The 12,400-nt window shown below is 36.9% G+C and carries 11 protein-coding genes and 1 other RNA gene; 3 read left to right on the top strand and 9 right to left on the bottom strand.

Annotated elements, in window-relative coordinates:
- Positions 1 to 6 precede the first annotated feature (6 nt).
- Positions 7 to 885: a carbohydrate ABC transporter permease gene (locus tag AC4G3L_RS13835; protein WP_491077561.1), complete on the bottom strand. Its 879-nt coding sequence runs from the start codon at positions 883 to 885 to the stop codon at positions 7 to 9.
- A 71-nt stretch (positions 886 to 956) separates the two neighbouring features.
- Complete coding sequence (locus AC4G3L_RS13830; protein WP_491077560.1) at positions 957 to 2,252, bottom strand: extracellular solute-binding protein; 1,296 nt, start codon at positions 2,250 to 2,252, stop codon at positions 957 to 959.
- Between the two features lie 138 nt (positions 2,253 to 2,390).
- On the opposite strand from AC4G3L_RS13830, the gene AC4G3L_RS13825 reads away from it, so the two are divergent.
- The 3 genes from AC4G3L_RS13825 (at position 2,391) to AC4G3L_RS13815 (ending at position 6,485) form a co-directional block, all read left to right on the top strand.
- Positions 2,391 to 3,590: an ROK family transcriptional regulator gene (locus AC4G3L_RS13825; protein ID WP_491077559.1), complete on the top strand. Its 1,200-nt coding sequence runs from the start codon at positions 2,391 to 2,393 to the stop codon at positions 3,588 to 3,590.
- Between the two features lie 79 nt (positions 3,591 to 3,669).
- Positions 3,670 to 5,274: a glycoside hydrolase family 43 protein gene (locus AC4G3L_RS13820; protein WP_491077736.1), complete on the top strand. Its 1,605-nt coding sequence runs from the start codon at positions 3,670 to 3,672 to the stop codon at positions 5,272 to 5,274.
- Positions 5,275 to 5,561: 287 nt separating this feature from the next.
- Positions 5,562 to 6,485 carry an aldo/keto reductase gene (locus AC4G3L_RS13815; protein WP_491077558.1) on the top strand — a complete coding sequence of 308 codons (924 nt, stop codon included), beginning with the start codon at positions 5,562 to 5,564 and terminating at the stop codon, positions 6,483 to 6,485.
- A 278-nt stretch (positions 6,486 to 6,763) separates the two neighbouring features.
- On the opposite strand, the gene AC4G3L_RS13810 is transcribed toward AC4G3L_RS13815, so the two are convergent.
- The 7 genes from AC4G3L_RS13810 to AC4G3L_RS13780 all read right to left on the bottom strand — a co-directional run bounded on the left by AC4G3L_RS13810 (position 6,764) and on the right by AC4G3L_RS13780 (position 12,316).
- Positions 6,764 to 7,381, bottom strand: a complete 618-nt coding sequence (locus AC4G3L_RS13810; protein WP_491077557.1) for a hypothetical protein — start codon at positions 7,379 to 7,381, stop codon at positions 6,764 to 6,766.
- On the bottom strand, positions 7,381 to 7,965 hold the full coding sequence (locus tag AC4G3L_RS13805) for a hypothetical protein (RefSeq protein ID WP_491077556.1): 585 nt from the start codon (positions 7,963 to 7,965) through the stop codon (positions 7,381 to 7,383). Before AC4G3L_RS13805 ends, AC4G3L_RS13810 begins: the two co-directional genes overlap by 1 nt.
- Positions 7,966 to 8,041: 76 nt before the next feature.
- Positions 8,042 to 8,833, bottom strand: coding sequence for a hypothetical protein (locus tag AC4G3L_RS13800; RefSeq protein ID WP_491077555.1), 792 nt, complete (start codon positions 8,831 to 8,833; stop codon positions 8,042 to 8,044).
- Positions 8,834 to 9,345: 512 nt separating this feature from the next.
- Positions 9,346 to 9,708: a transfer-messenger RNA gene (gene ssrA, locus AC4G3L_RS13795) on the bottom strand.
- 137 nt (positions 9,709 to 9,845) lie between these two features.
- Positions 9,846 to 10,310: an SsrA-binding protein SmpB gene (gene smpB / locus AC4G3L_RS13790; RefSeq protein ID WP_491077554.1), complete on the bottom strand. Its 465-nt coding sequence runs from the start codon at positions 10,308 to 10,310 to the stop codon at positions 9,846 to 9,848.
- 66 nt (positions 10,311 to 10,376) lie between these two features.
- Positions 10,377 to 10,754 carry a RidA family protein gene (locus tag AC4G3L_RS13785; RefSeq protein ID WP_491077553.1) on the bottom strand — a complete coding sequence of 126 codons (378 nt, stop codon included), beginning with the start codon at positions 10,752 to 10,754 and terminating at the stop codon, positions 10,377 to 10,379.
- Between the two features lie 179 nt (positions 10,755 to 10,933).
- The gene (locus tag AC4G3L_RS13780; RefSeq protein WP_491077552.1) at positions 10,934 to 12,316 is read right to left on the bottom strand and encodes an L-cystine transporter; all 1,383 of its coding nucleotides are present in this window, start codon (positions 12,314 to 12,316) and stop codon (positions 10,934 to 10,936) included.
- Positions 12,317 to 12,400 lie beyond the last annotated feature (84 nt).

The raw sequence follows: 12,400 nt of genomic DNA, 5'->3' as shown, positions 1-12,400 counted from the left end.
TCCTCTCTAATATTGGATTTCATCCTTGGATGCGGTCAGTTTATTAACAATAACCGTAACAATCAAAGTAATGACGAGTAACAGGAATCCAATCGCACTCCCGTAACCAAAATTAGAGGTTGAGAAGGCCAATTTATACATATAGGAAGCCATTACTTCGCTCGATCCATTCGGACCTCCGCCAGTCATAACATAAATAAGATCGAAATACTTAAGTGAACCAACAATAGCCAGTACAACTGTAACCTTTACTACCCCCATGATTAGCGGCAGCTTGATTTTCAAGGCAATCTGCCAAGGAGTCGCGCCATCTATTCTTGCTGCTTCAATTAAAGATTCAGGGATGTTTTTCAGAGCTGCATAATAAATCAAAATATAAAATCCTGCATACTGCCATAAGATGGGGATAAAAATAGCATATAAAACAATAGACGTATCAGAAAGCCATAAAGGTGGATTTTCAACCCCCATCCAAGTCAATAGTGTATTCAATATTCCATTCGAAGGATTGAACACCTTAATCCACAACTGTGCGATAGCCACTGAAGATAATAGCATGGGAATCAAATAGATCTTTCTTAATAAATCTGCGCCTTTAATTTTGGAAGCCAGAATAAGAGAAATGGCTAAATAGATGACTAAACTTAAAGTTGAAAAGATAGCCAGTAAAATAGAATGCCAGGCACTGTCCCAAAATTTTGCATCCTGGATTGCATTGATATAGTTTTCCAAGCCAATAAACGTCATGGAGCCAATGCCATCCCAATCCATAAGCCCATAATACCCGGTTAAAATAAGTGGAATAAAAATCAGCACACTGACCAATAGCAAAGCCGGCAGAATATACATCGCTATAACCCACTTATTGGACATCACTTTATTCATAGAAACCACCTCTTCTATATGTAGGAAAAGGATTCATCAAAACCAAGATGAATCCTTTTCCCCTTATCTTATTATTCTGCAGAAAGTGCATCTTCATGTGCTTTTGTAAATTTCTCCGGCGTTGTTTCCTTGCCGAATAAAGACTGAATTTGATCTAAGTGAATCTGCGCAGCATCAGAGCTTAACTGTACATCCGCATACAGAGTAATATTGGTCGCTTTATTTAATTTACCCAATACATCCACATACATTTGCGGCAAATCTAGCTTTTCAGCATCAATTTTAGTAGCCGGTATTACGCCAGCATCCGTGACAGATTTTTCTCCCCACTGCTGAACAAAGTAAGAGACGAAATCCTTCGCTTCTTCTTTTACTTTAGAGTCTTCAGAAACAAACAATCCTACTCCAGGACCACCAACATAACTGTTCATATCCCCTTTTCCATCAACAGATGGGAAGTCGAAGAAACCAACTTGATCTTTAAATTCCTGAGGCACATCTGGGTTTGTTGTGTAGTTAGGCAAATCCCATGTAGCAATTAGATACATAGCTGCCTGACTGTTCATGAACATACTCTTTGCTTCTTCATCGGACAATCCATTGAATCCATCTACAAAACCATTTGCATCAACTAATGTTTGAACTTTTTCAGCTGCAGATACGAGTGCCGGATCTTCAAAAGAACCTGTACGGTCAATTGCACCTTTTAAGGCTTCCGTTCCGCCAATACGGTCAGCTAAGTACATATACCATAATGAACCAGTCCATTTGTCCTTATTACCAAGCGCAATAGGCTCAACTCCTTTTTTATCAAGAGTTTCCGCTACTTTTACTAAATCATCATAAGTTTTTGGAACTTCTAGCCCATTATCCTTAAAAATCTTTTTATTATAGAAAACAGAGGCAATATTAAGCTCCAGTGGAAGACCGTATGTTTTATCATCAATTTGGTAAGCTTCTGTTGTCCCCGCTACAAAGGAGTCCTTTAAATCTCCTTCAAGAATGTCATCAAGTGGCGCAAATTTTTTCCCATCTACATATGGCTGAAGGTATCCTGCTGCCCAAGTCATCCCAACATCAGGAAGTTCATTGGAAGCAGATAAAACTTTTATCTTATCCTTGTATTGTTCATTGCTTAAAACTTCAAGCTCAACCTTAACGTCCTTATGTTCCTTCTCATATTCCGCAACAATATTTTTAACAATTTCATGATGTTGTTTAGAACTGCCTTCTGGCCATAGATGCATAAACTTAATAACTTTCTTACCATCAGAGTTTGACTTTTCAGTATCCGACGAACAACCCGCTAAAACTAAAAATATGGCTAAAAACCCAACAAGAAAAGAAAACGCTTTCTTTTTGTGCATGAATAAACCCCCAAAATTTAATTTTACTTACTAGTAAACTCAAATTTAGAATATCATGGAAAACTTTGTTTGTCTACTGGATAAACAAAGTATTAGATGTTACTATTAGAATAAAAGAGTAAGAAATGAGGAAGACCAGTGAAGACGTATAATCAACAGGTTGTTAAAAAAGAGAATAAATCATTGGTCATGCAAGTAATAAAGGAATTTTCTCCTCTATCACGAACGGATGTTGCCAATAAAACCGGCCTAAATAAGGGAACAGTCTCTTCCTTGGTCTGTGAACTTATAAACGAACAGCTCGTATCAGAATCCGGTCCAGGTAAATCCAACGGTGGCAGACGGCCGGTTATGTTGTTATTCAATGAAGATGCCGGCTATTCCATCGGAATTGATATTGGAGTCAATTATATATTGGGGATCATCACCAACCTACAGGGGAAAATCTACAAAGAAAAACTTAGAAACTTTCAGGATTTAACCTATGAAGAAATAAAAACAGAACTCTATGAAATGATTGATTGTATGTTTACCTCCATTCCGGATTGCCCTTATGATGTAGTTGGAATTGGGATCGGCGTACCGGGCACTGTCGATACGAACGGAAAAATTTTAATGGCTCCAAATTTACATTGGAAAAATATCAATTTGAAAAATTTGGTTGAAAAGAGATACCAGGTACCTGTCATAGTCGAGAATGAAGCAAATTGCGGTGTATATGGCGAAAAAAAGTTCGGTATAGGAAAAGACTTCAACAACATGATATACATAAGTATTGGATTTGGGATTGGGGGTGGCTTAATCCTTAATAACCATCTTTATCAAGGTAACAATGGACTTTCAGGAGAGCTTGGCCACATGACAATCGATAGAAACGGAGAAAAATGCCGTTGCGGTGACTATGGATGCTGGGAATTATACGCATCAGAAAGAGCCTTAATCAGTCAGGCCAAAAACAAAATGGATGATCCAACCGTTACACTCGAACATCTAATAAACCTTGCAGAACATGAGGACCCTGTGGCACTTGAATTATTCAATGAAATAGGGAAATCTTTGGGAATTGGCATTAATAATATCATTAATATATTCAATCCTGACCAAGTCATTCTCGGTAATCGCCTGGCTGTCTGTGAAAAATGGCTGCATTCTTCATTAGTAGAAACGATTCAAAACCACTCTTTATCTAATCATCAAAAGGATTTACATATTCATTACTCAAGTTTAGCAAGCCGCTCATGTGCTCTCGGCGTCGCTGCTTTTTCAACCGAACATTTCTTAAACAATGATTTATTCCATCAAAGTATTCAAACCTATCCATTGGTGCATCAAAATTAGTTGCTTTCTTTTGCTGGTTCAACCTAAGCACCCACAAATTTGAAAGCGCTTATATTTTTTATATATGAAGGAGAATACAATAATGAAAATTCAAAATCCTATTTTAACTGGTTTTAATCCTGATCCATGTATTTGCAGACATGACGATGATTATTATATTGCCGTTTCTACATTTGAATGGTTCCCGGGAGTAGGTATTTATCATTCAAAAGATTTAAAAAATTGGACATTAGTCTCTCGTCCATTAAATCGTTTAAGCCAACTGAATATGATGGGTAATCCTAATTCAGGCGGTATTTGGGCTCCTGCTCTTTCCTATCATGATGGGAAGTTCTGGCTGATTTATACGGATGTGAAGGTGACTGACGGGCAGTGGAAAGACAGTCATAATTATCTCAGTACATGTGAAACCATTGATGGTGAATGGTCCGACCCCGTTCATCTAAACAGTTCAGGTTTTGACCCTTCTTTATTTCATGACGATGACGGTAAAAAATATTTTGTTAATATGGTTTGGGATCATCGCCTTGGAAACCATCCTTTCTATGGGATTGTTCTTCAGGAATATAGCGTTGAAGAGAAAAAGTTGGTTGGCAGCAAAAAGATTATTTTCAAAGGAACGGACATTAAGTTAACGGAAGCTCCCCATTTATATAAGTGGAATGGCTACTATTATCTTTTAACAGCCGAGGGTGGAACAAAATATGATCACCAGGCTACTATTGCGCGTTCGAAAACGATTGATGGCCCATATGACGTTCATCCGGAAAATCCATTGATTACATCGTTTCCATATCCAAGAAACCCATTACAAAAAGCCGGCCATGCATCCATTGTTCACACACATACTGATGAGTGGTTTTTAGTTCATTTAACCGGACGCCCTCTTCCTAAAGAGAATGAGGCATTACTGGATCCAAGAGGATATTGTCCGCTCGGCCGTGAAACAGCTATTCAACGACTAACCTGGGAAAACGATTGGCCTTATGTCGTCGGTGGTAATCAGCCTTCCCTTGAAATAGAAGGACCTAATATGGAAGAAGTAAAATGGGATAAAGATCCCGAAAAAGATGATTTTAACGATAAGACATTACATCTTAACTTCCAGACATTACGGATTCCGTTGGGAGATCATCTTTCATTGGAAGAAAAACCAGGTCACTTGCGCTTGTACGGTAAAGAATCGCTCTCTTCAAAATTTACACAGGCTTTTGTGGCGAGACGCTGGCAGCATTTTAACTTTACAGCTGAAACAAAAGTAGCTTTTCAACCGGAATCATTCCAGCAAGCTGCCGGTTTAGTAAACTATTACAATACGGAAAACTGGAGTGCTCTCCAGCTTACATGGCATGAAGAAAAAGGAAGAGTTCTAGATTTAACGGTATGTGATAATTTCACCTTTGATCGACCATTGAGAGATAATGAAATTCCTGTACCGGATGAAGTTGAATATGTTTATATACGTTCCGATGTCAAAACAAACACGTACCACTATTCTTACTCATTTGACGGGGAAACTTGGACAGAAATCCCGGTAACCTTATATTCTTATAAACTGTCTGATGATTATATCCGCGGCGGAGGATTCTTTACCGGAGCCTTTGTAGGCATGCAGTGCCAGGATACTTCAGGTGAAGGAAAACATGCAGATTTTGATTATTTTGTATATAAGATCAACGAATAATTTTATGAGCAAAATATTAAATAGGCTTTAGCTTAAAGAGGATATCCAGGTCGGATATCCTCTTTAACTATCCCTGCTAAAAGATACATTTACTTCTTCCGACTTCTAAAACAGAATAAATGTAAGGGTTCCCAAAAGTACTTTCTTCTTCATTATAGTAAAATGGAGACAGCATACAGATTATTGGCCCTTGGACGATTAGAATTAAAATTTCACCTAGGTTTAATCGGCCGCTAACTTAGATAGGTAAGATACGAGTCCTTTTAATGAATGGAGGAGGAATAATCATGAAAAAAATAAACCTTGGCAGCAGCAATTTGAGCGTTCCAGCGATTGCGGTAGGTTGTATGAGAATTGATTCTATGGACGATGACAAATTAGCTTCCCATCTTTCTTTTTGCATGGAGAATGGGTTAAATTTCTTTGATCATGCTGATATTTATGGCAAAGGGATTTGTGAAACTAAATTTGATAAGTCCCTAAAGATTGCCGGATATAACAGAGAAGATATAATCCTGCAATCTAAATGCGGAATCAAACCAGGTGCAATGTATGACTTATCGAAAGAGCATATTTTAACGTCTGTCGATGAAATATTAAAACGTCTGGAAACAGATTATCTAGATGTACTGGTTCTTCATCGCCCAGATGCTTTAGTCGAACCCGAGGAAGTCGCGGAGGCATTTGATACCCTTCTGAGCACTGGCAAAGTTCTTCATTTCGGTGTATCCAATCATAAACCGATGCAAATTGAATTATTAAAAAAATATGTAAAGCAGCCAATCATCGTCAATCAGATGCAATTTAGCATCCCCTTTTCCAGCATGATCGCTAATGGAATGGAAGTGAATATGCAAACAGAGGGTGCGGTTGATAGAGATGGCAGTGTCCTTGATTATTGCAGGTTGCATGATATCACGATTCAGGCTTGGTCACCTTTTCAGTATGGGTTCTTTGAAGGCGTCTTTATCGACAATCACGAGAAGTTTCCTGAGTTGAATCAATCTCTCCAAGAATTAGCTGAGAACTACGAAACAACGCCAACTGCCATTGCAGCAGCATGGATTTTGCGACACCCGGCAAACATTCAGTTGATTGCGGGTACCACTAACCAAAATCGGATGGCTGAAATTATAAAAGGCAGTGAAATTAAGCTCAGCCGCGAGGAATGGTATCGCCTTTATTTGAACAGCGGTCATATTTTGCCTTAAAGCTTTCGTAAAAGGACTTCTTTTCAGGTGAAAATACTGAATTATTGGTTAGCCGCTTCATAAAGTGATGAGAAATCCAGTTATGTCGATCCAGGATATCAAAATGCAAAGAAATATGATTTTAGACTTAAAAAGAATTCGCCTGCAAAAAAGATTGTAGATTAGTAGCTCTTTTTCAAATTATAAACGCTTCAGGCGAGAAGTAAGTAAAGATACCTATATAAAAAGGACAATCCAAATGGATTATCCTTTTTATATCAAAAATTATGTAATACTTTCTAGTAACTTTCTAAGATTTCATCAGTTACTTCTAGAAAGTATTCAAAAGTATCATTAGCCTTAATTAATTCATCATATAACAAATTTAATAGATTTCCATTTCCGTTATCTTCTGGATTATTCGGTCGACCTGGATTTGTATCTGAACCTGTTTGATTATCACCATCTTGAGAACCACTGGAGGATTGATCATTATCAGTATCAGTATTCTCCCCAGTACTAACATCAGTACTATTATCTAATATACTATTCCCATTATTGGTAGTTTGATTATCACCATCTTGAGAACCGCCTGATGAATTGTCATGATTGCCTTGTATATGATTCTGGGCATTATTTACTAAACCATCTTGGTTGGTACTGTCTAGAGATCCACTTGATAATTTATCATTATTAGTAGTTTGGTTTTGATCTGTATCGTTATCTTGATCTAGATTGTCTTCGTTATCTTTTCCCTCATCTTTTGATACTTCAGATGTAATCTCTTGTTCATCTTTAGAATCTTCATTTACTGAGCAAGATTTAACTAAAAATACAAGAGCTAGTAGCAATGCTACTAGCATTACTATTAATAAATTTCTCTTAGAGCCGTTAGTAGTTGATTGATTATTTTCCATTATTCTACCTCTAATTCAATGCTAGATTGAGGTTTTTCTTCTTGGTCAACTTTATTGGACTCTATGTTTGCTATTTGTTCTTCTAATTCTTTTATATAGTCTTTTTGTTCTTTATTCTTTTCTTCTAGATTAACCTGGTTGGACTCTAAGTTTTCTACCTGACCTTCTAATTCTTTTATATAGTCCTCTTGTTCTTTAGTTTCTTCTTGTTTAACCTTATTGGACTCTATTTTTTCTATTTGTTCTTCTAATTCTTTTATATAGTCTTCTTGTTTTTTATTCTTTTCTTCCTGTTTCTCTAAATCATCTTTTAAACTATCAACATTAGATTCTGATACTGCATCACTATCTTGTACCGTAGCTTCTTTTAATTTAGCGTATTCCTTATATAATTCCATATATTTGTTTACTAACTTCTGTTCATTAGTTGAATAAGCTTCTACTTTATCCTTTAAAATATTTATATTATTTTCAATATTGTCTATTGGAGCAGAATTAAATACTACGGATGATGCTATAGCAACTGATGCTATAGCCGCACTAGCAACAACCCCAATAACTGTACTAATTAAAACTTTGTTCATCTTTTTCTCCCTTTATATCCAGATTCTAAAATAAGGACTAATAAAAATTAGTCCTTATTTAGATTTTATAAAGTTTTTATTTTTCTTTTGTTATTGTTTGTACTACACCATCATTGTTAGTTACTGTAACGATAACTTTAGCTATATTTGCTTTATTTAGAGTTGAAGAATATGTTGTACCAGCTACTAATTGATTGGAATAATTTTGATTCCAAAATTCTGCACCTTTTCCATATTTGTTACCTTCAGAATCATTTAAGTATCCACTATAAATTTTACTTTTTGTTTCTACAGGGTTTCCATCAGCATCAATATACTCAATTTTAATATTTCCTTTAGATGAAAGTGATATATCTATATCTTCTTTTAGGCTGATAGTAACTTGAGCACGGTTTGCATAAAAATATGGCTTTACTGTTGCTATTTCAACTGCTTCTTGATCTTCACCTAATCCTGGTAAAGTATCTGGATCTGTCATTTTATAAGTATTAGCTTCTTGAACTGCATCATTTGACTTTATTTCTAAGTCTTCTATAGCTGCATTAGCTTTTTCTAGTTCTCCTGTAAGTCTTTTTATTTCTGCTTCCAATTCTGCTTTTTCAGATGTAGAAACATCTTCGTTATTTTCTAATTTTGCGTTTAATTCATCTATTTTTTCTTGTAATGAAGCTATTTTTACTTCTGCTTCACCTTTTAATGTATTATATTTTTCAACTAATGCTTCATCATTTTTAGCAAATGCAGCTATTTTTGATCTTAATGCTTCAATGTTGTCCATTACTTTGTTTGCCGCATCTGTATTAAACACCAATGTTCCTGCTATAGCTGTTACTCCTATCGCTCCTGCTACTGTTGCCTTCCAATTCATTTTATACTCTATCTCCTATCTTACATATTATGAAATTTGTATAATTTATTTCCATCGGAGATTATATCACTCGAAATATTAGTATATCAATATAACGATTAAAAGCCTTTTTTTTAAATTAATTGAGAATTTGGCTATAAAATTTAACTTTTACATACATCATAAAACTCATGTAAATTATAATCTTCACACAATATTTAATAAAAAAAATAACCTATAAATAGGTCACGGTTCCACTTTTTAAGGCACTCAGATCTGTACTAAATAGGATTCATATAAACCAGTGTTCAATGATATTATACTAATGTACATAATCTGTTAATTCTCTCTGTATATCTTTCAATCCATCAAATTGACGACCTTTGATAAAGAAAAAAGCTCGGTATAAACCGAGCTTTCATCGTTAAAATATATTTTATATGAAATTTAGGAATGATTTCATTGCCAGTTTGGCAAAATTATAATTAAAGCCACACACCCACACACAAATAAAAAACCACCAACATATGTATTGGTGGAGACGGTGGGAGTCGAACCCACGTCCAAAGATAACGGCACTTATGCATCTACGAGTGTAGTCGATATATTAGCAATTCGCTGTGCCTTCTGCCTATCGACAGGCGCCCGGACAGCTAGTCTGGTTGTTCTCTTCCTTCTCCCTCAGACGGTGAGATCCGGCGTAGTCCACTAAATTTGAGTCCCTTACCCTACCACATGGACAATGGAGGGAGGAACAGCTTATCGACTGTTATTAAGCAGCGAAAGCTAGGTTGTTGTTTTGTTTGCCAGTTATAGGCTTTGACGTTTTAACGAGGACGATCCCCTCGACTCGCAACATAAGCTCGAACTACCCCTGTCGAATCCGTAACGTCCCCATGATAAGAATGTGGATCGCACGAGATGAAGAAGCTTACTTTTGCGTTGCTTCTATTCAATTGTGGTACATAAGTAATTATAACATAATAAATGTGAAATTCAATTGTAAGAACTTGGTGAGAGTACCAACCTAAGCTTAACGCTGACGATCTTTAAATGCTCGTTCAATTTCACGTTTCGCTTCTTTTCTCTTCAAGTCTTCACGTTTATCATAATTCTTTTTACCCTTGCCTAAACCGATTAAAACCTTGGCAAATCCGTTCTTTAAATACAGCTTCAATGGCACAAGCGCATACCCTTGTTCTTTTGTTGCGCCGATCAATTTGCTAATTTCCTTATTGTGCAAGAGTAACTTACGAACGCGCAATGGATCATGATTGTAGCGGTTGCCCTGCTCATATGGGCTGATATGCATTCCCATTAAGAAGACTTCCCCATTAATAATCCTTGCATATGAATCCTTTAGGTTAACTCGACCATTTCGGATTGATTTAATTTCAGTCCCCTGCAAAACAATTCCTGCTTCATAGGTTTCCTCGATAAAGTAATCATGATACGCTTTTTTATTTTGACCAAGTACTTTTCCTGTACCCTTTGGCATTTAATTGCCCCCTCTCTCTGTATATGGGTTAGGTTAAAAAAGAGCCTGGCTTCGGGCTCTCTCTTATCATACTACAGCAATAGCTTCTATTTCTACAAGTCCGTCTTTAGGTAGACGCGCTACTTCCACAGCACTTCTAGCTGGAAAACTGCCGCTGAAATAAGTGGCATATACTTCATTGACTGCCGCAAAATCATTCATATCATTCAGGAATACGGTCGTCTTCACGATATGATTCAAATCAAGCCCTTCTTCTTTGAGAATAGCCTGTATGTTTTTAAATGCTTGATGTGTTTGCTCCTGTACCCCATCCTTTAATTCACCCGTTTCAGGGTTCAACCCAAGCTGTCCGGATGTATAAACAAATCCATTCACTCGAATCGCTTGTGAATATGGCCCAATCGCTGCCGGTGCATTGGATGTTTGAACCGTAATCTTACTCATTCTAGTATTCCTCCATTTCGCTGAAATCCATACCTATATAGTATTCGATTGAAACGCTTGTTATCCTTCTCTCGGAAATTGAAACATGGAGATAAACCCTTTATTCCTTTCCCGACTTAAAGCATTACGAAACAATGAAAAAGGAAGAATGCATATAGACTGCATTCCCCCTTCTCTTTTTATGCCTCAACCGAATTCATTTCAACCATTTTACCATTATACACATCTTTGTCCAATTCGCCTGTTACACGGCCAGTTACTAAGCCTGCTGTAGTTGAACCACTGACATTAAGAGCTGTTCTGCCCATATCAATCAATGGTTCTACAGAGATCAGTAACGCTGCAATACCAATTGGCAAGTTCATGCTAGATAAGACGATTAATGCGGCAAATGTAGCTCCACCGCCAACACCGGCAACACCAAATGAACTGATGGCAACTATGATGACTAGCTGAATAAGGAATCCGGGATCAAGTGGGTCCGGTGCAATCATGACAGCCAACATAGCCGGATAGATTCCTGCACATCCATTTTGACCAATGGATGCCCCTAGAGAAGCAGCAAAGTTCGCAATTCCTTCTGAGTTACCAAATTGTTTAGTTTGAGTTTCTACATTAATTGGAATGGACGCTGCACTTGAACGAGATGTAAAGGCAAATGTAAGTAAAGGACCCATTTTCTTAACATATTGCATCGGATTTAATCCAGTAAAGAATAATATAGCCAGATGAATCAGGAACATCACGATCAGCGCTACATAAGAAGCGATAACAAAGGTGGATAACTCAACAATTCCCTGAACATTTGTATTGGCAATAGTGGTCGCCATTAAGGCTAAAATACCATATGGAGTTAAGCGAAGAATCAATGTAACGATTCTCATCACAATTTTATATAGAGCATTAATAACTTTTTCGAATGTTTCAAACTCTTTTGGTGCTTTTCTTCTAACACCCATAGCTGCAATCCCAATGAACGCCGCAAAAATGACCGTTGCGATCGTAGAAGTCGGTCTTTGTCCAGTCAAATCAAGGAACGGATTTGTTGGGATGACCTGCAAAATACGTTCTGGGAAGCTCTGATTCTCTACTTGAACCATCGTTTCTTCTAACTCGGCCGAACGAGTTTGCTCTGCTTCGCCAGATTCAAGGTGGTCCGCTGATAAATCAAATGTTAAAGCACTGCCTATTCCAACAGCAGCCGCTATAGCTGTTGTTAAAATCAGAATTCCGATAATGGAGAAACTGATTTTCCCCACTCCTGCCTGTCCCTTTAAACGAATGATGGCTGATATAATCGACACAACGATCAAGGGCATAACAATCATTTTTAACAGGCTGACATACCCTGTTCCAACAATACTGTACCAGTTTTTCGTATCTGTTAGAACAGTACTGTCGCTCTTAAATGCCAATTGAAGGAATACCCCCAAAAGAATTCCCAATCCGAGACCTGTAAATACTCGTTTTGAAAAGGAAACATGTTTCTTTTGCATATAGAATAGTATACCGACTAATGCAAGCAATATAAGAATATTTATAATAACTAAAAATGTATTCATTTCAAATTCTCCCCTTTCTCAATCCATACTAAAGACATATGATATGTATTATATAAATTATAGTATCTAAAGTACAGTAATATG

This window comes from Bacillus sp. z33 (genome assembly GCF_058313615.1).
The sequence above is the reverse complement of the archived record's forward strand: the minus strand, read 5'-3'. Positions and strand labels throughout refer to the sequence as shown.

What these genes read in the sequence shown, in the direction of transcription:
- AC4G3L_RS13835 (WP_491077561.1), bottom strand. Translation starts at nt 885, where the DNA reads ATGAATAAAGTGATGTCCAATAAGTGGGTTATAGCGATGTATATTCTG.
- AC4G3L_RS13830 (WP_491077560.1), bottom strand. Translation starts at nt 2,252, where the DNA reads ATGCACAAAAAGAAAGCGTTTTCTTTTCTTGTTGGGTTTTTAGCCATA.
- AC4G3L_RS13815 (WP_491077558.1), top strand. Translation starts at nt 5,562, where the DNA reads ATGAAAAAAATAAACCTTGGCAGCAGCAATTTGAGCGTTCCAGCGATT.
- AC4G3L_RS13810 (WP_491077557.1), bottom strand. Translation starts at nt 7,381, where the DNA reads ATGGAAAATAATCAATCAACTACTAACGGCTCTAAGAGAAATTTATTA.
- AC4G3L_RS13805 (WP_491077556.1), bottom strand. Translation starts at nt 7,965, where the DNA reads ATGAACAAAGTTTTAATTAGTACAGTTATTGGGGTTGTTGCTAGTGCG.
- AC4G3L_RS13800 (WP_491077555.1), bottom strand. Translation starts at nt 8,833, where the DNA reads ATGAATTGGAAGGCAACAGTAGCAGGAGCGATAGGAGTAACAGCTATA.
- smpB (WP_491077554.1), bottom strand. Translation starts at nt 10,310, where the DNA reads ATGCCAAAGGGTACAGGAAAAGTACTTGGTCAAAATAAAAAAGCGTAT.
- AC4G3L_RS13785 (WP_491077553.1), bottom strand. Translation starts at nt 10,754, where the DNA reads ATGAGTAAGATTACGGTTCAAACATCCAATGCACCGGCAGCGATTGGG.
- AC4G3L_RS13780 (WP_491077552.1), bottom strand. Translation starts at nt 12,316, where the DNA reads ATGAATACATTTTTAGTTATTATAAATATTCTTATATTGCTTGCATTA.